This is a genomic window from uncultured Thermosynechococcus sp. (genome assembly GCF_937958135.1).
GTDB lineage: Bacteria > Cyanobacteriota > Cyanobacteriia > Thermosynechococcales > Thermosynechococcaceae > Thermosynechococcus.
In genome coordinates this window covers 1-24,078 of the sequence record NZ_CALGOG010000043.1, presented here as the reverse complement: position 1 = coordinate 24,078, position 24,078 = coordinate 1, and the positions used below count along the sequence as shown (strand labels likewise).

Sequence of the window (24,078 nt, the reverse complement as noted above, 5' to 3'; positions counted from 1 at the left end):
AAGGCTTCTGTCCACTCGACAACGGCTCCGTAGGTATCCCCGCTGTGCCCCCCCAACTGCCACTGAAACCATGCGGGGATCAAGAGGATCAAGAGCAAGGCAAAAAGCAATTGGCCTAGGGGCACAGGTTGGAGGAAAGCGAGGAACAGCAACAGCAAGCCGCTGGGCCAAAAGTCGCGGGGAAAGTGACAACTGGCTTTGTGGATTTGGCCTGTGCCTTGGGGTTTCAAAGAGGGATAGCGGGCGATCGCCCACACTTGACTCAAGCGCCCGCCAACCAACACCCACAGGAGGACACTGCCCTGCTCTAAACTGCCCAAGGCCGCTACTTTAAGAAGCAGAATCACCATTGCGGCCATAACGCCAAAGGCCCCCGTCCGACTATCTGCCATTACCTCAAGTCGCCGCTGGGGATCCCTAACCGCCAAACCATCGGCAGTATCCATAGCGCCATCCAAGTGCAGTCCGCCAGTCAACACCAGCCAAAGGGCAACCAGCAAGACGCTGGCTACAAGGGGGGGGACTGGCAACAACCTGAAGAGCGCCTGCGCCCCCCAGAGAATCCCCCCCAGGAGCAACCCCACCCAAGGACACCACTTGGCTGCCCCCGCCACTTGAATGGGCCAGCTAGGGGGAAGGGGCAAAGACGTATAGAAGGCGATCGCCCCTAGCCATTCCTGCCAAAGGGTCTTCATGAACGGGTTTGAATTTGCGCCACCGTCCGCTGCTCCGGTTGCAGCAACTGAGCTACCCGTTGAATATCGGCAGGAGTCATTGCCTCAATGGCCTCCAAACGGGCAAAGAGTTGCTGCCAGCCGCCCCCCTTTACCGCATACTCTGCCAAGAGCTTGGCCATGCCCTCATGGGACATTAGGTTTTGCAGCAATTCCATGCGCAGTTGCGTTTTCACCCGATCCAGTTCTGCCGGAGTCACCGGGGTAGTTTGCAGTGCTCTGAGTTCTGCGGCAATGCCGGCGGCAAGGGCAGCCGTCGTTTGACCCGGTGCGGGCACCCCATAGATGAGAAAGCGATTGGGGTATTTGTTGCCGGGAAAGCCCACGTAGGCTTGGATATTGACGGCGAGTTTTTGCTCAAGAACCAGGGAACGGTAGAGACGGGACGTGCGACCGCCGGTGAGGATGCGTGCCAAAATTTCATAGGTGAGGTAGGCGGCATCTTTCAGAGGGGGACAGGGATAGGCTTCCAGATAAAGGGGTTGACTGGCCAATTCAAGGGTAATCTGCCGCGGTGCCGTTTGCGGCGGTTCTGGGGGAATAGCTGTGGTCTGGCCTCGCCCTTTGGGATAGCGACCGAAATAAACCTTGGCTAATTTCCTAACTTCTTGGGGATCCACATCTCCCACCAGTACCATCGTCATTTTGTCGGGAGTGTAATACCGGCGAAAAAAGCGTTCCACATCGGCACGGCGCAGATTTTGAATATCCTCACGGTAGCCAATGACGGGGCGGCGATAGGGATGCTGACGAAAGGTGGTGGCCAAAAAGGCCTCAAAAAGTTGGCCCGTGGGGGAGTTCTCGGTGCGCAGTCGCCGTTCCTCTAGAATCACTTCCTTTTCTTGATAGAAGTCGCGAAAGACCGGCTCCAGAAAGCGTTCCGACTCTAGGGACATCCACAGTTCCAATTTGTTGGCAGGAAAACTGTAGAAGTAACGGGTGGCATCGGCAGAGGTGGTTGCATTCAGCCCCACACCCCCCGCTTGTTGGACAATTTGCCCATAGTGATTGCGAATCACATAGCGATCGGCGGCCTGCTGCACAGCAACAAATTCCCTGAAAAGGGTCTCCCGCTGCTGCTCATCCCTCGTAGCTTGGAGTCGCTCAAAAAGGGCATCCAGTTGGGCGAGTTTCTTTTTTTCGGCAGCATAATTGGTTGTGCCAATGCGACGGGTGCCCTTAAAGGCCAAGTGTTCCAGATAGTGCGCCACCCCCGTTTGGCCTTCGGGTTCATCCACGCCCCCCACATCCACGTAGGTAAGAAATGAAATAATCGGAGCCTGATGCTGCTCCATCACAATAAAATGCATGCCATTGTCAAGGTAAAATTCACTGATTTGATCCATGGCGCGGTCAAGGTAGGGGCGAAGCGTTTGGGCATCGGCGGGCAAACAGAGGGCGATCGCCCCAAGGAAAAAGCAGAGAATCCAGAACCGAAGGTAAGTTTGCCAGACTTGCCAAGGATGTCGTTGCCGCATGAACAAACTCAGTTAGCCTCCAGCCAATTCGCAGCAGCGTAAATCTCCACTACCAGGGGCACACTCAGGGGCACCGCCGTCGTCATCACCTCAGGAATTGTTATTTGCAGTTGCTCCCACGCCTCAGGGGTCATCTCTAACACCAATTCATCGTGGACTTGCAGCAGCAGGCGTGCACGCTCTGGCGAGAGCAAAGGTGCCAGCTTGACCATGGCACACTTGATAATATCGGCACTGGAACCTTGAATGGGAGCATTGGCTGCTGCTCGCAAGAGTCCCCGCTCGTAATTGCTCATCTTTAGTTTACTGGGATCCACCTCGGCTAACGCCTCCAAAGGCTTGCCCCGCAGAGCTTGCAGTTCGCGACTCTCAAATGTAAAGTAGCGCCGCCGCCCCAAAATCGTTTCCACATAGCCTTGGCTGAGGGCCAGTCGCTCCATTTGCCGCAAATAGTCAAAAACGCGCGGGTAGCGCTCGTAAAACCGCTGAATAAAGACTTTGGCATCGGCCACACTCACCCCCGCTTCGCGGGCAAACCGCTGTGCTCCCATTCCGTAGATGACGCCAAAGTTAATAATCTTTCCCAAGCGTCGCTCACTGGGACTAATTTCCGTTTTTTCCAAGAGAAACTGGGCGGTGAGACGATGGACATCTTCCCCTTTTTGATAGGCTTCCAGCAGAGCAGGTTCTTGACTGAGATGGGCGAGGATGCGCAACTCAATTTGCGAATAATCGGCTGCCACCATTAACCAGCCAGCTTCTGGAATAAAGGCGCGGCGAATTTGCCGACTGAACTCGGTGCGAATGGGGATATTTTGCAGATTGGGATTGGAGGAGGAAAGGCGACCTGTGGCTGTAACGGCTTGGTTAAAATCCGTGTGAATGCGACCAGTATCTGGACGCACAAGGGTTGGCAGCACATCCACATAGGTGGATTTAAGCTTGGCAAGGGTGCGATGGTTCAAAATGATCTCAACTACAGGATGCTCTCCCCGCAGTTTTTCGAGGGTAGCGGCGTCGGTGGAATAGCCCAGTTTTGTTTTATGGGTCTTTTTCGCATCCAGCCCCAGCTTACCAAAGAGCAGTTCACTCAGTTGCTTAGGGGAGGCCAAGTTAAAGGGTTGCCCCACCGCTTCCCACGCCTGCTGTTGTAGTTGTGCCAGTTGCCGGTCGAGGTGTTGGGAGAGTTGCCGCAAATAGTCACTGTCAATGCGAATCCCCGTGGCTTCCATTTCCGCCAGAATGGGTTCGAGGGGCAGTTCCACCTCGAGAAGGAGTTGCCGCAGGCGGGGGGTCAAGTCGGCCTCTAATTTTTCCTTGAGAAGATAGGTGGTATGCACATCGAGGCCACAGTATTGTGCCACAGTGGCGGGGGGCAGATCCGCAAGGGTTTGGTCTTTGCCGACCAGACTATGGTAGCTTTGCGCCTGCAGGGGCAAATAGCGCTGGCACAGATCCTTAAGATTATGGCTGGCTTCGGGGTTAATCACATAACTCGCCAGCATTGTGTCAAACACCACACCCCCTAATTGAATCCCCTGAAATCGCAGGACAAGGCGGTCAAACTTGGCATTTTGCAAGACTTTGGGGTAGCGATCGCCCTCCAGAATTGGTCGCAAAGCGGCGAGGGTCTCCTGCAGGGGCAGGTTCTGTCCCTCTTTGTGCCCCAAGGGCAGATAGGCCACCTGGTCAGGCGCTGTGCCCCAACAACAACCTAAGCCCACTAAGGTAGCGTCGCGGGGATTCAAGGCCGTGGTTTCTGTGTCCCACGCCACGGGATGGTTCAGGTCTGTACAGTTTTCTAACTGGGTAATTAGCCATTGCAGTTGCTCTGGCGTCTCAATGAGTTGCACATGCAACGGATCAGGAGTAGCCGTCGGTGGGAAAAACCATGTTTCGTCGGCATCAGTCTCCGCTGCGGCCAAGGTGCCCCCCAGGCGTCGGTGCCAGTCCTGAAGTTGCCTCCGTAGGGCACGAAACTCTAGGTGATCCAGCAGGTCATCCAACGTCGGCCAATCAAAGGGACTTAGATGCAGTTCTTCTAGGGGGAGTTCCAAGGGCACATCCAGGACAATTTGAGCCAGATTGCGGGAGCGGCGGGCCTCGGCCTCTCCATTGAGGAGTTTGGTTCTCAGGCTGGGGGGCGTAATCTCGTGGAGGTGGGCGTAGATGCCCTCTAGGGTGGAGTACTGATTGAGCAATTGTACAGCTGTTTTGGGGCCAATGCCCTTGATGCCGGGAATGCGATCGCTGGCATCGCCACAGAGGGCTTTATAGTCCACAATTTGCTCTGGCCAGACGCCTATCTTTTCTTTGACCTTGAGGGCATCAAAGGCCTCCAGACCCTGTTTGCGCTGGCTAGTAGTATTCCCTAGGTACAAGACCTGTACTTGACCCTCGCGATCAATCAATTGAAAAAGGTCGCGATCGCCACTGACAATCGAAACCCGCCATCCTTGGGAACGCAAGCGATGGCTTACTGTGCCAATCACATCATCTGCTTCATAGCCCGGCTGAGTTAACAGAGGCAGGCGCAGGGCCCGCAGTAACGCCTGTAAATTGGTAACATCGGCAATAAAGTCCTGCGGTGTTTCTGCCCGCCCCGCTTTGTAGTTTTCATCGGCTGTGTGGCGAAAGGTGGGTTCCCCCAAATCAAAGGCGATCGCTACATGGTTTACCTGCTGCTGATCCAAAATTTCCAGCAGGGTCTTAAGAAAGCCAAAACAAACGCTGGTGGGAATCCCTGTGGAGGTGCGCAAGCCCCCCTCTCGCCCTTTACCAAAGGCGTAGTAGGCACGAAAGGCCAAGGAATGGCCATCAATGAGCAGGAGATGGGGGGCAGCCATGGAAGCGTGAACAGGACAGCTTTTCCATTATCAAAAAATTTGCTCCAAAACCCTACCCCTGAAGAGGACAATGTCTTAGCGGCTAAGGTCGCGGCGTTTTTGGCAAAAGGGCAAAGCCACCAGCATTGCCAAGATGAGAATGCTTTGATCTCGCCAATGGCGTTGCACCTCCACGGTAAACATATAACCTTGGTCTCGCTGGAAGCGACTAATGGTGCTCTGTGCCTCATTGATGGCGCGACTGCGCTGACGATTCCACTGGGAGTATTTCACTTCCCACTCATCCATTGCCTTCTGATAGGCTTGTAGCCGCTGGAGATAGTCTTGGAGCGCCGCCGGATCACTGGGGGGATTCCCCGGAGATGCTGGCCGAGGCGGGGCGGGTTCATCCACTGCGGGGACATACTTGGAGCGGATACCGGGGAAGTTGCAGGTCTTGAATAGGCCAGGACCATAGCAAAGACAAAAATCCCGTTGCATCTCCTCGGTCATTTTCTGCCGTTCCTCCTCCGACTCGCGCCAACAGGGGTCATTGGCAATGTCATCCCCCATACCTGTGAGCTTTACCATGGCTTCAAAGGGCCACTTGATCACCGTCAGATGGTTAATAATCTGCCCCGGCAACCCAAAGGAAGAAACAGGCTGAATACCACCGCTAAAGATAATTTGCGGCACTAAAAACATCAGCACGAGGAGGGGCACAATGTTCTGGCTAGGGGCAAAGGCAGACACGAGGAGTCCCATTGCCATACCGCCAAAAATGGCAAGGGCAAGGGTGATGTACATGGCAAACGTAATCCCCCAATCTCCCGGTAAATTGACCGCCAATTTTGTTACCGCAAGGTAGGTGGCCGCCTGATAAAGGGCAAGCCCGAAGGCGATCGCCACCTTGGAGCCAATGTAGGGCAACAGCCGCAGGCCAATCATCCGTTCGCGCCGATAAACCTCCACCTCCTTGACCAATTCCCGCATGGTGGTCATGGCGCCAATCATCACGGCAATCAAACTGGTGACAAACAGCATCGTCAGGGCTTGACCTGCATTTCCCGTTTCGGGATCAAAGAGATGCCGCCGCCAAGAGACAAAATTTAGACTCCCCAGGAGGGGAGCAATTAAGAGAGTCAACAGCAGGTTACTGCGATCTTGGCTAAGAATCGTCAAATTGCGGTGGGTGAGAATAAGAAATTGTTGCCAAGGGGAGATTTTGGACCTAGGTTCGCTGCTGCGACGGGATTTGCCCTGGGTACGCCGTTGGGGTTCATCGGGCATGTGCGCCAGCACCTGCTGTCGCCCGACCACATATTCCTGATAGAGGCGCGATCGCCGGTAGGCTTCTTCTAGTTCTAACGATGTGGGTGCATTGGGGTTTTTCTCTTTATCTAAGGCTCGGTAGATGCCCGAAAAGTCCTCAAGCTTGATGCCACTAAAGCGATCGCCAAACGTAGCGCGGAAATAGGGCAACAGTTGATCGGGGGGACCAAAATAAGCCACCCGTCCCCCCTCTGCCAAGTAGATCACCAGATCACACTCACGGATATTTTGGGTGGCGTGGGTAATGATGAGAATTGTGCGTCCCTGATCTGCCAGCTGCCGCAGCAAGAACATCATGTCGGCTTCGGTGCCCGGATCCAAGCCAGAGGTAGCCTCATCAAGGAAGAAAAGACTGGGCTGCGTGAGCAATTCGGCACCAATACAGACCCGCCGCTGCTGACCGCCACTGAGACGGGAAATAGGCACATCGCGACGATGGTTCAATCCCAATTCCGTTAACACCTCTGTGACCCGCCGTTGGCGTTCTGCTGGGGTTGTATCAGGGGGCATGCGGAGTTTTGCTGCATATTCCAGCGCTTGGGCAATGGTCAGCTCCTCGTGGATGATGTTTTTCTGGGGCACATAGCCCAATTGCGCTTGAAAAGCGTGATAGTTGCGGTAGAAATTTGTGCCATTGACCAGTACCGTACCCGTCGTGGCTGGCCGCAGTCCATTGAGGGCATCCAGGAGCGTTGACTTGCCGCTACCACTGGGACCCAGGATGGCCACAAACTCCTTGGGCAGAATGGATAGGGAAATGTTATGGAGAATTTGCGTTCCCTTGCCTACCACCTTGTTGAGGTTGATGGCATCAAGGCGCAAATGACCCGATTCGGCATATTGGGTCAATGTTTCGTCGACATTGAGAACTAGGCGATCGCTGCCAATGCGAATGCTATCCCCTACCCGCAGCAGCGTCGGTTCCTCCACCTCATGGCCATTGACAAACGTGCCATTCCTAGACCCCAAATCGGTGAGCAGGAAATCTCCATTGCGGCGCTCGATTTTGGCATGGTGGCGCGACACTGTGGGATGCTCAATCACCAGATCATTGTTGGGATCGCGGCCAATCCTGAACGTGTTGTATCCCACCAGCGAAATCGTCTTCACGGGGACGGTGGCTGTGGCATCTGCTTCAGGAATGGCGAGTACGGTTGCCGTGCCGGTCAAACGCAACTCCGTCGCTGGGCTAAAAACCACGGCATGGCGCTCTGTGTCAATGCGATCGGGCAACTCCTGCCCCACATAGGTCAGTGTGACAAATTCCGTCAGGGCATAACTCTCCCCTATCCCCAACTGCACATTCGTTGCAGGTTGCGGGTCACTGAGATCCACCACCTGCAAATGCTGATTCGCAAACCGTAATTTTAAGTGGCAAGGCAAGAGTTCAGGGCTATCCACCACAACCTCACAGGCGGGATGGGTTCCCAGAAGCGCCGTTTGCTGCTGTAGCCCCCACCGTTGTCGCCATGTTTTGGTGCGCACTTCAATCACAGGGACTTCAGTCTCTTTGCTAACCTCGGGGGCACGGGGGTGATGGTCATGGTACTGCCAGATGAGGCGAAAGCGCACCGCAGAGTTTCCCAACGTAATCAGGTCGCCATCTTCGAGGGGAATGGGAGTATTGGGCACAACTGGCTGGCCATTGAGATGGGTGCCCGCTTTACTGCCGAGATCAACGAGGTGAACTTGCCCTTCTTGCCACTTAAAGAAAGCGTGGTAGCGGGACACAGAAATGTCATTGAGGACAAGGTCATTATCGGGGGCACGGCCAATCTTGAGGCCGCTGGCGGGTAACTGGATGCCCTGCTCACTGACGGATTTGACCAGTTCTAACCACGCTGCTTGAGTCATGGGGTTAGCGCAAAAGGGGCTTGATGCCAGTCAGTTTACTGGATTCTGGCCGATCTGACAAAAGACGCCCGCCGAGGTAACGTCGCTCTGGAGACTGGTCTTTTGACTACTGCGAGGAGGTCAAATAACTCGCTACCTGTGACCATAGAAACTGTGTCTGCTCCCAGAGGCGATGTGGCCCAATCCCGAAAAAGATTTGTAACAGGAAAACTATAAGGGCAATTTTAATTGCAGTACTGACGGTGACCTTGAGAACCTTGATCAGCCAGCGGAGCACAAACCAACTAATGGCGATCGCTCCCACAGTAATGAAAATTTCCGTTCCTGTCATCGCCGCACGAGGATATTTTGGCCGTGGGTGTCGGTACCGCAGGTCTCTAAGAGTTGATGTTCGACGGCCAAGCCATGCACTAAAGCCGTTGCCTCTGGGGTGGATTCCCACGGGTCGGGATTGCCGTAACAGTAGTAGGTTTCAACTCCATCAATTCCCCGTGCCACGGCGGCAGGGATCAATTGTTCAGCGGGCAGACGATAGCGCACTGGGTGTGCCAAAATGGCCAAGCCCCCCGCTGCATGGAGTGCCGCGATCACCCGTTCTGCCTGTGCCAAGTCTCCCTCTGGGGCACTTCCCATGGCATAGGGATGGAGCACCGGCGCATGGGGGTCAAAGCCATAGCCAAGGATGTGTACCTCGGTGCCAAGGAGCTGAGCGGTAATTTCTATGCCGGTGTACACTTGGGGGCGATCGCTCCCCCGATAGGCCTCGACATAGGTGCGTGCTTGGAAGTATCCCTCGAGGGCGTGGTGGTCTGTAATGGCAAACCCCTTGAGACCGTGGATCATTGCCTGTTGGGCAACTTGCTGCGGTGTTAATTGCCCGTCGGACCAAATCGTATGCAAGTGAAAGTTGTAGTGATAGGGACAACTGGTTGCCGTCAACGTCTGAAAGAGACCCCGCAGAGTCTCGGCCTGCGTCACCGTCAGTGCAGCAAGGGTCATAGCCATTACCAACTCTTACGCTCTTACCCCTTTAATATAAACTTTCTTTAAGAAACTAGGGATAAAGATTCCCAATAGGGCAATTTATAGAGTTCGATGCCGTGTGCTAAGATACAAGCTGGCTCGGAATCATGCGATCACAACGCCCAAACCTTGTCAGGTCCGGAAGGAAGCAGCAATACGGGATGCTTGTGATAGGCGTGATCTCCGGGTCACCCTCCTGAGAACTGCCAACAACCTATGTCTGCCCCTGCGCTGAGTCTCCCCCTTGATGCCATTCGCTACGACGAGCGCGGTCTTGTGCCAGCCATTGTCCAAGACTACTTGGATGGAACAGTTCTCATGCTGGCATGGATGAATCGGGAATCGCTGCAAAAAACCCTTGAGACTGGCCGCACATGGTTTTGGAGTCGCTCACGGCAGGCCCTGTGGCCGAAGGGGGAAACCTCCGGTCATGTGCAGCGGGTAAAAAGCATTCGCTACGACTGCGATAGTGATGCCATACTCCTGAGTGTAGAACAGGTGGGAAATGTGGCCTGCCATACGGGGGAGCGCAGTTGTTTTCACCGCCACGGCACGAATGGGGAATGGATTGAGTCCCCGCCCGCCGATACTCTTTCGCAGATCTATGAAGTGGTTTGTCAGCGGCGGCAGAACCCCCAACCTGACTCCTACACCTGTCGTCTCTTTGCCGAGGGGGACAACAAGATTCTCAAGAAGTTGGGGGAAGAAACCGCAGAGGTCGTGATGGCTTGCAAAGACGATGACCCAGAGGCGATCGCCCGCGAAGTCGCCGATTTGTTTTACCACACGCTGGTCGCTCTTGCCCACCATGGGGTGTCCCTGCGGCAGGTGTATGAGCAGCTGCAGTTAAGGCGGCGCTAGAACGGTACTCACCCTTGTAACAAGTTTGTAATACTTCGTTAAAAATTATTACACTGGGGGTAGTTTTACCTCCAAGGGTCTAACCATGACCAAACGTGTTGTCGTCATTGGTGGTGGCATTGGTGGCTTAACCACCGCCGCCTTGCTGGCACGGCGGGGCTATCGTGTGCAGTTGTTTGAACAAGCAGCCCAACTGGGGGGCTGTGCATCAACGTTTCGGCGGCGCGGGTTTACCTTTGATGTTGGCGCAACCCAAGTGGCTGGCCTAGAGCCGGGGGGCATTCACAGGGAGATTTTTGCTGAATTGGAGATGCCGCTGCCGGCAGCGACCCCCTGTGACCCTGCCTGTGCCGTCTATTTGCCGGGGGAAACGACGCCGATTAACGTTTGGCGCGATCGCGATCGCTGGCAACGGGAGCGCCAGCGCCACTTTCCCCACAGTGAGCGATTTTGGCAAGGTCTTGAGCACCTCTTTGCCATTAGCTGGCGATTTCAGCAGCGACAGCCCATTTTGCCTCCCCGCAATGGTTTTGACCTGTGGCAACTGCTCCAAGCCCTGCGACCGGAGACACTCCTGACGGTGCCCTTTAGTCTGATGACGGTGACCGATTGGATGACTCTCTGTGGGGTGGGGGGCGATCGCCGGCTGCGGCAATTTCTCGATTTGCAACTGAAGCTCTACTCCCAAGTGGATGCCAGTGAGACGGCGCTGCTCTATGCCGCCACTGCCCTGTGTCTCTCCCAAGAACCCCACGGCCTCTACCATCTCCACGGCAGCATGCAAGTTCTCAGTGATCTGCTGGCTGCTGCCCTAGGGCGCGATGGGGGACAAATCTACACCCGCCATCTAGTGCGGCGCATTGAGGTCGAGCGGGGGCGAGCTGTTGCCGTGCAGGTGGAAAACCTCAAAACAAAAACCCTTCAGCGCGTTGAAGCGGATCACATTGTGGCCAACGTCCCTGCCCAAAACCTTCCCCAACTCCTAGGCGATGCCCTTCCCACCGGCTATGCCCGCCGCCTGAAAACCCTGCCGCCGGCCTCCGGTGCCTTTGTGATTTACCTTGGCGTTAAGGAGGCCGCCATTCCCGAAGCCTGTCCGCCCCATTTGCAATTTCTCTACGATGCCCAAGGCCCCATTGGTGAAAATAACTCCCTGTTTGTCTCTGTGAGTCAGCCAGAGGATGGGCGCGCTCCCGGCGGCTATCGCACTCTGATTGCCTCTAGCTTTACTGAGCCGAATTTTTGGCGTCAGCCCGACTTAGACTATGCCGCCACCAAGGCGCAATATACCCAAACCGCTCTTGAGCGCCTGGGTCAATTCTTTGATCTGCGGCCTGAGCACATAGTTCACTGTGAAGCGGCCACCCCCCGCACCTTCTGGCGCTATACCGCACGCCTGGATGGCATTGTCGGTGGCATTGGTCAACGCCTGAGTACCTTTGGCCCTTTTGGCCTAGCAACCCGCACCCCGATTCCCCACCTGTGGTTAGTGGGAGATTCCGTACATCCGGGGGAAGGCACGGCCGGTGTCAGTTACGCTGCCCGTGCGCTTGTGCAGCAATTGCAGGCCAGTGATAGCCATTTTGGTAGAAATCACTATAATAGAGAAATCCCATAGAAATTGGAAAAGGAACTTCACACCCTGTGTTTGCGACCCTCGCTGCCCCTCAACCCTCTCTGCCGTTGGATTTAGTTGCCGCCATCCAAGACCTGAAGCGGGAACTGAATGCAGTGATTCTTGCTCACTACTACCAAGACCCCGCCATTCAGGATGTGGCTGACTACATTGGCGATTCCTTGGGGTTGTCCCAGCAGGCGGCGAGTACGAAGGCGGATGTTATTGTCTTTGCCGGCGTGCATTTCATGGCGGAAACGGCCAAGATCCTCAATCCCGATAAGTTAGTACTTTTGCCAGATTTAGCCGCGGGTTGTTCCTTAGCAGATAGTTGTCCTGCCGATGCCTTTGCGGCCTTTAAGGCGCAGTATCCTGACCATTTGGTCATTTCCTACATTAACTGCTCTGCCGAAATCAAAGCCCTGAGTGACATTATTTGCACCAGTTCTAATGCGGTAAAAATTGTGCAGCAGTTGCCCGCCGATCAACCCCTGATTTTTGCTCCCGATCGCAACCTTGGGCGCTATGTGATGGCGCAAACGGGGCGGCAGATGGTGTTGTGGGAGGGCAGTTGTATTGTCCATGAAACCTTCTCAGAGCGACGCATCCTCGAACTCAAGGCCGCCTACCCCACCGCAGAGGTGATTGCCCACCCCGAATGTGAAGAGGCGGTTCTGCGCCATGCGGATTTTATTGGTTCGACCACCGCTTTGCTCAACTATGCGGTGACCTCAAAGGCGAATACCTTTATTGTGGTGACGGAGCCGGGAATTCTCCACCAGATGCAGCGGCGCAGCCCAGAGAAAACCTTTATTCCTGCGCCCCCTCAGGATCAGACCTGCAATTGTAATGAGTGCCCCTTTATGCGCCTGAATACCCTAGAGAAACTCTACCTGTGTATGCGCGATCGCCGGCCCCAGATTGAACTGCCAGAGGAAGTGCGCCTTGCAGCCCTTAAACCCATTCAACGCATGCTGGAGATGTCATAGCTAGATCTCGGCCACAGCTCGCTCAATCAGACGCCGAGCAAGGGTTTGAACACCGGTGTGGTAGTAATAGTTTGTGCTCATGTCTAAAAAAGCACCCAAGTAATCGAGGTTATCCTTCGAGAGTTCAATAAAGCTTTGCAGACGATTGATCACCTTTTGCGGCGTTAACTCATGGCTGCTGACAAATTGGTGCATCCACCCCTGCACAGCATTAAAGCTCTGGAGAATAAAGCCCAGTTGACCGCTGGGATTGCCCCCCGGCACGACACTGCCAATTGCTCGGAAGGTGGGGTTTTCCTGTAGATCCTGCGGCTGCAAGCGTTGTAACGTCCCCAAGCATTTCAGCAGAAAGTCGGGACCCAAGGGAATCAGACCATCAAAGCAGATGAGCGCCGCCATGCGCATCAGGGATTCGCCACTGTAGTCGGCAAGGGCACGTAAGAAGTCGCCGAGGCTGTCACCGGGAATGCCATTGATTTGACAAAAGGCGAGAATTTCCACAATCAGCTTCATGCTGAGATCAATTGCCTGCGCCCGTTCTGGCTTTGGCGTCATTCTATCTAAGAAACCGAGGAACGAGATTTTCTCCCCCACTTTGTTGGCAAGGGCAGCCGTCCCCAAGAGGGCATCGGTGTTGTCCACGGTTTGATAGAGCCAGAGGGCGCGTTGATAGCCTTGGGATTTGTCATTAAAGAGCCGCACGGCGCGATCGCCAATTTGGCGGATCAAGGCAGGATCTGTTTCCCCGGTTACATGGCGGATCGTGTTATCGAAACCGACAATGTTTTGCCACTGGCCGGGAAGGATAAAGTCCAAAGACTTGAGCGCCATGACGGTGATGCCCCCGCTGGGCAGTTGATCGACAATTTTGTAGATAGGTTCGCTCACGGTGGTCTCCTTAGGGGGCAAGTTGGGCTAAACCAGCAAGATCAAATTTTTCAATCCATTCCCTGCGATCGCGGGCGGTAAAACTCGGATCGCGGGAGAGAACTTTCACTTGATAGCGATTGGCCACCAGAATTGCCGTTTGCGTCGTCCCCACCTCCACTGCTGGATAGCCGGCAATCTGCAGCGTGCTGTTTTGAAACTTGGCGGCGGCCTCAGGGGTGCTAATTGTATCGGAAATGGCCAGCATCGCCAATTCTTTACCATCTTTTTTCAGCTTGGCCTCGGCAAACCCCTTTTTCTCTTGGACATAGATGCGCTCAAAGCCATTGCCCTCTGGTGGAAAGAAGCGATTAAATTCACTGCCTTGGGTGGCCTCCCGACTCACTGCCGCTGGCGCATTGCGCTGGGTGCTTTCCTGTTGCACCTGTTCATAGGGGGAGGGCGGGGTGGGGGCGCAAGCGGTAATGAGAAGCGTCAGGGCTAAGACAAGTGCAGTCAGCCAGCGTGCCATGTGGATACCCAAGACAACAAGCCAATCATAGCCTAGACGGGCAAACCACAGGCTAAGTTTGACATTCTATTAATTTCTTGCCACTCGCGATCGCTCAAGGGTTCTGGGGTTAGCCTCACTTGCCACTGCGCCTCAAAGGCCTCTAGGAGAGCCGCTTGCACTCTCTCCAAAGGGGGAAGGGGCTGCCGATGGGGAACACTGCCAAAGACCTGCTGCCAGAGATCGGGGTCAGGAGTAAGGACAATTGAACCCTGCTGAAGGACGCGATCGCCCCGCCACGCTTGGGCACTGCCAATCACCTTCTCGCCGCTCGGTAAAACCAAGTCGGCCACTGTTGCCCGTGCAAAGCAATTGAGGGGAGCATGGGAAGGATAAGGTTCCTGTCCCAACCGAAGTGGCCACCCTAGGCGCTCAAACCCCCCCCTTAGGAATTGACACAGGTGTTCATAGACCTGCCGCCGCCGTTGCCCCAATCCCCACACCACTAGACTGTAGGTGAGATCCCCTTGGTGCAACACCGCTCGCCCCCCGGTGGGTCGTCGCACCAGTTCTACGGGTTTTCCCTGCCACTGGAGGTGTTGCCAGTGCTCAGGAATTTGCCGTTGGCTGTAGCCCAGGGAAATAGCCGGCGGTGACCAAGTGTAAAATCGCAGACAGGGGCGATCGCTGGTCTGCCACAGCCACCGATCCACTGCCATTTGCACGCTCCCTGCCGCCGCTAAGGGGGGAAGATAACGCCACATTAACTCGCGCCTTGACTAGACCTTTCTTCCGCCGCATGGTAGGCTGCTGCCTCTCGCCGACACCCCATATAGGCAAGGATATACAACTCCTTGAGGTCTTCAATCAGCGGATAGCGAGGATTTGCCCCCGTGCACTGATCGTCAAAGGCCAGTTCCGCCATGCTCTGCACCTGTTCATAGAAGGCCTGATCCTCACTGTTGAGCGCTTCCTTAATGGTGGCCGGAATGTCTAACTGCGCCTTCAGGTCTTCAATAGCGGCAATCAGCCGTTCCACTTTTTCCTCGGTGGTGGTGCCGCCCAGTTGGAGAAAGTCGGCAATTTGGGCATAGCGTTCCTTGGCCTGAGGATATTTGTACTGCGGGAAGATTGCCTGTTTCAGGGGCGCATCCGTGGCGTTATAGCGGATGACATGGCAAATCATCAGGGCATTGGCCAGACCGTGGGGCAAATGGAAAGTGGAACCCAGTTTGTGGGCCATCGAGTGACAGACCCCCAAGAAAGCATTGGCAAAGGCCATGCCGGCGATCGTTGCTGCATAGTGAACTTTTTCGCGAGCCTCTGGATCGGCGGCCCCCAAACGATAGGCACGGGGTAGATAGGTAAAGAGCAGCTTGATTGCCTCTAGTGCCAAACCCTCAGTAAACTCCGTCGAGAGCACCGACACATAGGACTCCAAAGCATGGGTCAACGCATCAATGCCGCCATAGGCTGTGAGTTTCTTGGGCATGTGCAGCACCAAGTCGGGATCCACAATCGCCATCGTGGGGGTGAGGGCATAGTCCGCCAGGGGATATTTAATCCCGACGCGATCGTCGGTAACCACCGCAAAGGGCGTCACCTCTGAACCTGTTCCTGAAGTGGTGGGAATCGCCACCATAATTGCCTTTTGACCTAGGGGGGGCAGTTGATACACCCGCTTGCGAATATCCATAAAGCGCATGGCCAAGCCGTCAAACTCCACCTCTGGATGCTCGTACAACAGCCACATCACCTTGGCCGCATCCATGGGTGAGCCACCGCCCACGGCAATAATGACATCGGGCTGATACTGCCGCAGCAGCTCTAGACCTCGGTTGACCGTACTGAGGGTGGGGTCTGGTTCCACTTCGTGGAAAATATCGTGTTTGATCCCCAGCTCTTCGAGGGTGTGCACAATCGGCTCAGTGACGCCTAGGTCAAAGAGGGGCTTATCGGTGACGAGGAAGGCGCGTTTTTTGCCCTCCAGCTCCCGCAGGGCAATGGGGAGGCAGCCGCGTTTGAAGTAAATTTTCGGCGGCACACGGAACCAGAGCATATTTTCCCGGCGATCGCTCACGGTTTTGATATTCAACAAGTGACGGGGGCCAACATTGTCCGACGTGACATTACCGCCCCATGTACCACAACCCAACGTCAGCGATGGATCCAACTTGAAGTTGTACAGATCCCCAATCGCCCCTTGGGAGGAAGGCGTATTAATCAGTACTCGCGCCGTTTGCATGCGGTACTTAAAATAGGCAATATCATCTTGATTGCGGGGATCGGTGTAGAGCACCGAGGTATGCCCCATGCCGCCAAAATTTACCAACTGCGCCGCAATTTCTACCCCTTTATGGAACTGGGGTGCGCGGTACAAGGCCAACACAGGACAGAGTTTTTCATAGGAAAATGGCTCCTGCGGCCCGACTTCACTCACTTCGCCAATCAGGACCCGCGTTTCTGGGGGCACTTGGATATTGGCCATTTCAGCAATCGTGGCTGCCGATTGACCCACAATGTCGGGATTAAGACGCCCCTCCTTGAGCAGGAGTTGAGCCACCCGCTGCCGTTCTTCAGGGGAGAGAATGTAACCCCCCCGCCGCTGAAACTCGGCTTTGACGGCGTCATAGATCTCCTCCACAACAATCACCGCCTGCTCCGAGGCACAGATCATGCCATTGTCAAAGGCCTTACTGAGGAGAATCGAACTCACTGCCGTTGGAATGTCGGCGGTAGCATCAATCAGCACAGGGGTATTCCCTGCCCCCACCCCGATCGCCGGATGGCCAGAGGAATAGGCCGCCTTCACCATCCCCGGCCCGCCCGTGGCCAGAATCAGCTTGATCTTTGGGTGCTGCATCAGCGCTTGGGAGAGTTCAATGGTCGGCTCATCAATCCAGCCAATAATATCGGGGGGTGCGCCGGCGGCTACCGCTGCATCCAACACCACTTTGGCCGCTGCAACTGTGCAGACCTTTGCTCGGGGGTGGGGCGAGAAGATAATGCCATTGCGGGTCTTTAGGGCAATCAATGCCTTAAAGAGGGTCGTCGAGGTTGGATTTGTAACCGGCACCACACCGGCAATCACTCCCACAGGTTCAGCAATTTTTTGGATGCCAAAAATGGGATCATCCTCAATGACACCGCAAGTTTTCTCATGTTTGTACTTGTTGTAGATGTATTCCGAGGCAAAGTGATTTTTAATGACTTTATCTTCGATAACTCCCATTCCCGTTTCCGCCACAGCCTGTTTGGCCAAGGGAATTCGCGCCTGGTTGGCCGCCATGGCCGCTTGGTGGAAAATGTGATCCACTTGCTCTTGGGTAAACTGGGCATACTGGGTTTGTGCCCTTTGGACGCGCTCAATGAGTGCTTCCAGATCAACAGTGGTTTGAACGGGTTGAGAATCGGTTAAAGTTTGGGCAGTCATGGGCGACTCCTTAAGGAAAGAAATTTCTTAAATGGGCAAGTTATTGAACGTTGAGATCATATTCACGGAAGAGGGCGATCGCCCGCCGGACATCTGCGGGACTCGCCGCCGGTGTATCAAAGAGTTCATAGGGCAAGCCTAATTGCCGCCACTTGTATTCCCCCATTTTGTGAAAGGGCAACACCTCCACTTTCTCCACGTTATGCAGACCCGCCACAAATTGCGCCAATCCGCGGATATTTTCGGGATCATCCGTCAGCCCCGGCACCAAAACAAAGCGGATCCACGTGGGTTTATGGATCTCATCCAGGTACTTGGCCAACTCCAAGGTGGGGGTAATCGCGACACCCGTCACCCGCCGATAGAGGTCTGGCAGAAAGGATTTAATGTCCAGTAGAACCAGATCCGTTGCCGCCACAACCGGTTTGGCCACCTCCAAGATCACATAGCCCGACGTATCCAGGGCAGTGTGCAATCCCAATTCATGGCAGCGCTCAAAAATTTCACGGACAAACTCCGGCTGCATTAGGGGTTCGCCGCCACTGACCGTTACCCCCCCATGGCGCAGGTAGGATTGATAGTGCTGAATATCGGCAATCAGTTCATCCACAGTTACCCGCTTGCCTTGATAGGGTTCACGGCAGTCGGGATTGTGACAGTATAGACAGCGCAGCGGACACCCTTGGGTAAAAATCACATAGCGAAGGCCGGGGCCATCCACTGTGCCACAGGTTTCAACGGAGTGAATGTAACCTGTCACCTTTTGGCTTTCGGCTTGTTTTTCAGGGAGTGTGGAAACCATCATTGGAACCTCGGTGACAACAGAGCGCTTGGAATAACTTTTATGGGGTTGACGGGAATCTGCCTAAGAATTTAATCGCTCTTAAGAAAGAATCTCCCTTTGCCAAAACTCATTTTTCAATTACTCCTGCCGTCTTGCCTACGGCCTTTTTCTAATTGAGCTTTTTCTATCCTTGTGGAAAAGGCTCTATCGTGCCGTCCCTTGCAAAACTTTAATTTCAGCATAAAAGCAGAAGACCGATTTGCACGCTGTCTTAATTAACTTTTAGGATTGGCGGTAGTTGCCTAACTTTGCCTAACTTAATGAAAAGTTTTTAAGTATGCCAATATGGGGGGCGATCGCTCGCTCGAAGGTTGGAAAATATCACGATTGAGACTCTTGAGGAGGGATTCAATCTTACCTTTATTCTACAAAATTCTCTTCGCCCAGGCCAATTGTATGATTAGTTACAAACCGGTTCTGTTAGCCCTATAATCGCGCACATTTGTGAGCCTCAAGCACGGCTGCATGCAGGGCTGCTTCAAGCTGCTGAGTTAATTCCTGTGCCTGTTGTTTGAGGTTACCCTCGCGTTCAGCGGGCGTCCAGAGAGGCGATCCAATCCAGAGAGCCACACGGGCACGAAACTGTGGCTGCGGATTGTAGGCAATGCCAACGGGAAAAATCGGTAGGGGGCGATCCACCTGTAGGACAAGGCGAGCAAGGCCGGGTTTTAGGGGACGCACCACTTGGTCGCGGACAATTCCCCCTTCGGGAAAAATCACCAAGGGCTGGCCGGCGTTGAGAATCTCCAGCACATGGCGCAAACTGCTGGGTTGGGGATGGTTGAGATTCACCGCAAAGGCCCCTAGGTGCCGAATAAACCAACCTTGAATCCCTCTAAACTCAAGAGCATTAGTCATAAAGCGCAGTTGATAAGGTCCCAAAGAGGGCAATAGTACCGGATCCCAACGGCTGTAGTGTTTAGGCGCAAGGACAAATCCTCCCTCTTTCGGTAACTGCTCTCGCCCAATAACCCTGATTTGCGAAAAGTAGAGGGGCAAAAACAGATGGTAAATTGGCCACAGTCCCCAATAAAGCCAGGGAGAAACCCGTGAGATGGTCGGTGGTCTCTTTTTGTTGGCCATCCGTTTTTCTCCGCAGTTGTCGCCACTACAATAGTAGGCCTGTAGCCCCTTGCCACCTTTAGGGAACCAGCCAATGTCACAGCCGACCCATCGCTTTAATCTTCTTGTTTGGGAGCAGTTTCTGCGGATTGCCCAACCCTATTTCTTCCCTCGCGATCGCCGCGGCAGCAGTGTGATCTTTATTCTGCTGCTTTTTCTAGTGATTGCCCTCATGTTTGGTTTCCTCTTTGGCCTGACGGCAGCAGTCACCTTTGGCCTCAATGCCCTTGCCCCCGAACTGATGGGTCAAATTGCCGGCGGTCTCATGGAGATGATCCAATCCCTGTGGGCACACCCCCTTAGTCGCAATCTCCTCCTTAGCACCGTAATCGTCCCTCTAGGAGTCTTTGTGCTGCTGCGACAAGCCCTGCTCCCCCGTTGGCAGGCGTGGGCACTGTTGGGATTACTCTTGATGCTCTCTCTGTCTGTGAGTGGCCTCAACGTGATTATTAGCTTTGTGGGGCGTTTCTTCCAAACGGCACTGGCGGAGAAAAATGCCGAGACCTACTGGCGGTTTCTCTGGGTCTATGCTGGTGTGTTTGTGGTGGGGACGCCTATTGTTGTCATTTATCGCTATGTACGCGAATATCTAGGGCTACGCTGGCGGGATTGGCTCACCCGTCACTTTTTAGATCGCTATTTTCAAAACCGCGCCTACTACGCGATTGAGAACCAAGGGGAGATTGATAATCCCGACCAACGGATTAGTGAGGATGTGCGCTCATTTACCCAAACCTCGCTCCAGTTTTTGCTGATCATTCTCGGGGAAATTATTGACCTCATTGCCTTTAGTGGCATTCTCTGGAGTATTTCCCGAACTCTAACTTTGACCCTCGTCGGCTATGCCGTTATTGGCACAATCCTCACCGTCCTGATTGGTCAGCGCTTAATTTGGCTGAATTTTAACCAACTGCGACGGGAAGCGGATTTTCGTTATGGCCTTGTCCATGTGCGCGATAACGCGGAGTCCATTGCCTTTTATCGCGGTGAGGGTCAAGAGGCGGTGCAGGTGCGGCAGCGTTTTCTAGAGGTACTGCGCAACTTTAACCTTTTGATTGGCTGGCAGCGAAATCTTGAGTTCTTCACTACAGCCTACAACTACTTTGTGGTCATTGTGCCGGCGGCTGTGGTTGCTCCCCGTTACTTTGCCGGTGAGATTGACTTTGGTGCGATTAGTCAAGCCAGTTTTGCCTTCTCTCAGGTGCTGGGGGCGCTCTCGATTATTGTGAACCAGTTTACGAACCTCACGGGCTTTATTGCGGGGATTGAGCGTTTGGCGGAGTTTGATGAGGTACTGACCACCCCACCCCTGCCACCCCAGTCCCAAATTGAGCTGGTGGAGAAGCCTTACATTGCCCTAGAACATGTGACTGTGGATACGCCAAATTTGGCACGGCGGCTGGTGGAGGATGTTACGTTTGCCCTTGAGGCGGGCGAAAGTGTGGTGATCATGGGGCCGAGTGGGGTCGGGAAAAGTTCGCTATTGCGGGCGATCGCCGGACTCTGGCAAACGGGCAGCGGTCGGATTATTCGCCCACCCGTAGAGGAAGTGCTCTTTTTGCCCCAACGCCCTTACATGGTGCTGGGGACGCTGCGTACGCAACTGCTCTATCCTGGGGGCGATCGCCAGACACCGGATGACATCCTTTTGCGCGCTCTTGACGAGGTCAACTTGGCCCATTTGCCGGATCGGGTGGGTGGCCTCGATGTGGAATTGGCGTGGGATGATGTACTCTCCCTTGGGGAGCAGCAACGACTGGCGATCGCCCGTCTCCTGCTGAATCACCGTCCCTACGCTATTTTGGATGAAGCCACCAGTGCCCTAGATTTAGCCAATGAGAAAAAGGTTTACGAGCATATCCAGCGTATAGCTCGCAACTACATCAGTGTAGGTCACCGTGAGAGCCTGCGGCAGTACCACAAATACGTTTTAGAACTCAAGGGCGATCGCGAATGGAAATTTTATGCCGCTAGTTAGGGATTGCTATAATGACCCCCCGTTTTGATAGTCAGCGGTTGTGGGATTAGCAGACGCGATTGTCATAATTAAATCTCCCTATCGGGCCGACACCAGCGATCACTGGCAACTAGGACACGGGTTCAGTATGCTAATTCTAGCGTTTGTTATCATCTCGATTGCTTTGATAATGGGGCGATCGCAAACCCTTGTTGTGCATTCTCATCGCATTTTCGGGTAGGCTCCTATGGCAACCATTGTTGATATTGCAGTGAATACTCCCGGCTTTTCCACACTCGTGACTGCTGTGAAAGTGGCCAATCTGGTGGAAGCCCTGCAATCGCCGGGGCCTTTTACTGTCTTTGCCCCCAATGATGACGCTTTTGCCAAGCTGCCCGATGGCACCATTACCTCCCTTGTGCAAAACCCTCCTCAATTAGCGCGGATTCTCAAGTACCACGTGCTTGCTGGCGCCTACAAGGCCGCCGATCTCAAAAAGATGGGGATTGTGACTTCCCTTGAAGGTTCCACCATACCTATTCATGGCGACAATCCTTTAGAAGTGAAAAATGCCACTGTTCTTGCCCCTGATATTGAAGCGGAAAACGGTATCATCCACGTCATTGACACTGTCATCCTGATGGGACTAAATCCAGCCCACTCCTTTCAGGACACCAACATTCCCTACAAAGTCTAGAGTCTAAGGTGCTAGCGGATTTCCCGCACCAAAAGTCCCTTACGGATTTTCTCCTCAACAAACTGCCGGTAAAGCTCTAGCTCTTCATAGGTGACTTTGCCATCGGCACTCATTTGGCGCTTGATCTGTGCCATTTCATCGGCAGTCAATACCCCATCGGCGATCGCCCGCTCTAGAAGTTGCTTTAGTTGGGCCAGTTCTGCTTTATCGGCCTCTGAGAGAGGGGTTCCATTTGGCTGATAGCGTTCCATAGCAATCTCATCTCAGTAACCTCTTTCCCCTATTCTCTCCCGAGAACGTTGGTGTCAGGAGCCGAGGAACTTAAATCTTGATAAAGTTTAGGAAGAATGTCACTCCCAACCTGTTGGAATGAAAGCAATGCAAACCTCAGAAATGAAGTACGGTGAACGCGCCATTCAGGAAGGTCAACTGATTACCTTTCCCAATCCGCGTCCTGGACGGCAATACACCATTGACATCACACTTCCGGAGTTTACCTGTAAGTGCCCATTTTCTGGCTATCCTGACTTTGCCACCCTTTATGTCAGTTATATTCCCCATGAGAAGGTGGTGGAACTCAAAGCCATCAAGCTTTACATCAATAGTTATCGCGATCGCTACATTTCCCATGAAGAAGCTGTCAATCAAGTCCTTGATGATCTTGTGGCCGCTTGCGACCCCCTCTATATGAAAATCAAGGGGGATTTCGCTCCCCGCGGCAACGTGCATACAGTCATTACAGTCGAGCACCATCGCCAGAGCAACAGTTCGTGCTAAGATAATAGATTGCAGGAGTGCGGACGTAATTCAGTGGTAGAATGTCAGCTTCCCAAGCTGAACGCCGTGGGTTCGAATCCCATCGTCCGCTCTCTAAAAAGCATTGCGGTGGCAATGTGAATATCCAGCTTTTTCTCCAGGGTCTGAAGGCTGGCCTGCATCCCTTGGAAGGTATCCCACACTTGGCTCAACCTAGAACGGGTTACCGGTTCACTCGTCCCTATATTAATCGTCCCATGCACTTCACCCCTTGTGAGTGCTAGGCTGAAAGTTATGCTCAAATTTTCAATTTTTCAATCAGTTCAATAAGGATTTCTAACGCCAATGGATGTTATCCCCGCCATTGATTTACTTGACGGCAAATGTGTGCGCCTAGTGCAAGGGGACTATGGCAAGGTCAATGTTTTTCATGATGATCCTCTAAAAGTTGCCCTTTACTGGCAACGGTTGGGTGCTCCCCGCTTACATGTCGTTGACTTGGATGCTGCTAAAACAGGAGAGCCGCGAAACTATGACCTCATTGCCAAAATTGTTGCTTCCCTTGAAATTCCTGTGCAGGTAGGCGGTGGCTTGCGATCGCGCCAGGCAGTTGCCGATCTCTTTCTTCAGGGTGTCAATCGGGCCATTTTGGGCACGGTGGCGCTTGAGAATCCCCGGCTGGTGGCCAATTTGGCTGCAGAATACCCTGGACGCATTTGGATTGGGTTGGATGCCCGCAATGGCTATGTGGCAACCCGAGGTTGGCTAGAAACCTCAACAGTTCTGGCAACAGATCTTGCCCAAAAAATGGCAGCAATGGGGGTGGCGGGGTTTGTCTATACCGATATTCAGCGGGATGGCACCCTTCAAGGACCGAATATTCCCGCACTGCGGCAGTTATTGGCGGCAACTGATCGCCCGGTCATTGCATCGGGGGGCGTGAGTTCCCTCACGGATCTTCTCAGTCTCTTTGCCCTAAGCCCCTCTGGTTTATCAGGGGCGATCGTCGGCAAGGCACTTTATACGAAGGCAGTGGATTTGCGGGAAGCCGTTCGCGCCGTTGGTCAAGGGCGCTGGCAAGATATTCCACCGGAGTTGGGAAGCACGAGTTGGGCGTAGTTGGCCTAAGATTAAAGCGTTGTGAACTCTAAAATCAATGCTGAAGCACCCTGCACTACGC

At 54.0% G+C, this 24,078-nt stretch carries 20 protein-coding genes, 1 tRNA gene and 1 other RNA gene; 9 read left to right on the top strand and 13 right to left on the bottom strand.

Annotation, left to right across the window (positions count from 1 at the left end; translation table 11 throughout):
- The 6 genes from cobS to Q0711_RS05480 all read right to left on the bottom strand — a co-directional run.
- On the bottom strand, positions 1-695 hold a 695-nt coding region (cobS, locus tag Q0711_RS05505), incomplete at its 3' end, for an adenosylcobinamide-GDP ribazoletransferase (RefSeq protein ID WP_298614916.1).
- Entirely contained in the window at positions 692-2,212 is a 1,521-nt protein-coding gene (locus Q0711_RS05500; protein WP_298614914.1) for a pitrilysin family protein, read from the bottom strand. The genes cobS and Q0711_RS05500, both read right to left, overlap by 4 nt.
- Before the next feature lie 8 nt (positions 2,213-2,220).
- On the bottom strand, positions 2,221-5,058 hold the full coding sequence (gene polA, locus Q0711_RS05495) for a DNA polymerase I (protein WP_298614912.1): 2,838 nt from the start codon (positions 5,056-5,058) through the stop codon (positions 2,221-2,223).
- 75 nt (positions 5,059-5,133) lie between these two features.
- Entirely contained in the window at positions 5,134-8,223 is a 3,090-nt protein-coding gene (locus Q0711_RS05490; protein ID WP_299041897.1) for an ABC transporter ATP-binding protein/permease, read from the bottom strand.
- 106 nt (positions 8,224-8,329) lie between these two features.
- On the bottom strand, positions 8,330-8,554 hold the full coding sequence (locus Q0711_RS05485) for a hypothetical protein (protein ID WP_298977579.1): 225 nt from the start codon (positions 8,552-8,554) through the stop codon (positions 8,330-8,332).
- A complete protein-coding gene (locus tag Q0711_RS05480; protein WP_298616957.1) occupies positions 8,551-9,228 on the bottom strand; it encodes a PHP domain-containing protein in 678 nt (225 codons plus the stop codon). The genes Q0711_RS05485 and Q0711_RS05480 overlap by 4 nt, the downstream gene beginning before the upstream one ends.
- 114 nt (positions 9,229-9,342) lie before the next feature.
- Between Q0711_RS05480 and ffs the strand changes: the two genes are divergently transcribed.
- From ffs to nadA, 4 genes are all read left to right on the top strand, one after another.
- Positions 9,343-9,439: signal recognition particle sRNA small type (gene ffs, locus Q0711_RS05475), an RNA gene on the top strand.
- A gap of 23 nt (positions 9,440-9,462) precedes the next feature.
- Positions 9,463-10,107 (top strand): bifunctional phosphoribosyl-AMP cyclohydrolase/phosphoribosyl-ATP diphosphatase HisIE, encoded by a 645-nt coding sequence (gene hisIE / locus Q0711_RS05470; RefSeq protein WP_298614902.1) that lies wholly within the window; start codon positions 9,463-9,465, stop codon positions 10,105-10,107.
- Between the two features lie 85 nt (positions 10,108-10,192).
- The gene (gene crtD / locus Q0711_RS05465; protein WP_298977582.1) at positions 10,193-11,725 is read left to right on the top strand and encodes a C-3',4' desaturase CrtD; all 1,533 of its coding nucleotides are present in this window, start codon (positions 10,193-10,195) and stop codon (positions 11,723-11,725) included.
- Between the two features lie 26 nt (positions 11,726-11,751).
- Complete coding sequence (gene nadA, locus Q0711_RS05460) at positions 11,752-12,711, top strand: quinolinate synthase NadA (RefSeq protein ID WP_298614897.1); 960 nt, start codon at positions 11,752-11,754, stop codon at positions 12,709-12,711.
- Here the strand turns inward: nadA and Q0711_RS05455 are convergent, their stop codons facing one another.
- From Q0711_RS05455 to Q0711_RS05430, 6 genes are all read right to left on the bottom strand, one after another.
- Entirely contained in the window at positions 12,712-13,599 is an 888-nt protein-coding gene (locus Q0711_RS05455; RefSeq protein ID WP_298614895.1) for a hypothetical protein, read from the bottom strand. It abuts the gene before it with no gap.
- Between the two features lie 10 nt (positions 13,600-13,609).
- Positions 13,610-14,110, bottom strand: a complete 501-nt coding sequence (locus Q0711_RS05450; protein WP_298614893.1) for a hypothetical protein — start codon at positions 14,108-14,110, stop codon at positions 13,610-13,612.
- A 32-nt stretch (positions 14,111-14,142) separates the two neighbouring features.
- On the bottom strand, positions 14,143-14,853 hold the full coding sequence (locus tag Q0711_RS05445) for a lipoate--protein ligase family protein (protein ID WP_298614890.1): 711 nt from the start codon (positions 14,851-14,853) through the stop codon (positions 14,143-14,145).
- A complete protein-coding gene (gene adhE, locus Q0711_RS05440; protein WP_298614888.1) occupies positions 14,853-17,522 on the bottom strand; it encodes a bifunctional acetaldehyde-CoA/alcohol dehydrogenase in 2,670 nt (889 codons plus the stop codon). The genes Q0711_RS05445 and adhE overlap by 1 nt, the downstream gene beginning before the upstream one ends.
- A gap of 40 nt (positions 17,523-17,562) precedes the next feature.
- On the bottom strand, positions 17,563-18,327 hold the full coding sequence (gene pflA, locus Q0711_RS05435) for a pyruvate formate-lyase-activating protein (protein ID WP_298614886.1): 765 nt from the start codon (positions 18,325-18,327) through the stop codon (positions 17,563-17,565).
- Between the two features lie 465 nt (positions 18,328-18,792).
- Positions 18,793-19,449, bottom strand: coding sequence for a lysophospholipid acyltransferase family protein (locus Q0711_RS05430; protein ID WP_298614883.1), 657 nt, complete (start codon positions 19,447-19,449; stop codon positions 18,793-18,795).
- A gap of 73 nt (positions 19,450-19,522) precedes the next feature.
- Between Q0711_RS05430 and Q0711_RS05425 the strand changes: the two genes are divergently transcribed.
- Both Q0711_RS05425 and Q0711_RS05420 read left to right on the top strand, forming a co-directional pair.
- Entirely contained in the window at positions 19,523-21,466 is a 1,944-nt protein-coding gene (locus Q0711_RS05425; RefSeq protein WP_298614881.1) for an ABC transporter ATP-binding protein/permease, read from the top strand.
- A 226-nt stretch (positions 21,467-21,692) separates the two neighbouring features.
- Positions 21,693-22,142: a fasciclin domain-containing protein gene (locus Q0711_RS05420; protein ID WP_298614879.1), complete on the top strand. Its 450-nt coding sequence runs from the start codon at positions 21,693-21,695 to the stop codon at positions 22,140-22,142.
- Positions 22,143-22,153: 11 nt separating this feature from the next.
- On the opposite strand, the gene Q0711_RS05415 is transcribed toward Q0711_RS05420, so the two are convergent.
- Positions 22,154-22,393, bottom strand: a complete 240-nt coding sequence (locus tag Q0711_RS05415; protein WP_299041890.1) for a hypothetical protein — start codon at positions 22,391-22,393, stop codon at positions 22,154-22,156.
- A gap of 127 nt (positions 22,394-22,520) precedes the next feature.
- Between Q0711_RS05415 and queF the strand changes: the two genes are divergently transcribed.
- From queF to hisA, 3 genes are all read left to right on the top strand, one after another.
- Positions 22,521-22,919, top strand: a complete 399-nt coding sequence (gene queF / locus Q0711_RS05410; RefSeq protein WP_298614919.1) for a preQ(1) synthase — start codon at positions 22,521-22,523, stop codon at positions 22,917-22,919.
- 19 nt (positions 22,920-22,938) lie between these two features.
- Positions 22,939-23,010, top strand: a tRNA-Gly gene (locus Q0711_RS05405).
- A gap of 233 nt (positions 23,011-23,243) precedes the next feature.
- The gene (gene hisA / locus Q0711_RS05400) at positions 23,244-24,017 is read left to right on the top strand and encodes a 1-(5-phosphoribosyl)-5-[(5-phosphoribosylamino)methylideneamino]imidazole-4-carboxamide isomerase (protein WP_298614874.1); all 774 of its coding nucleotides are present in this window, start codon (positions 23,244-23,246) and stop codon (positions 24,015-24,017) included.
- Positions 24,018-24,078: the final 61 nt, after the last annotated feature.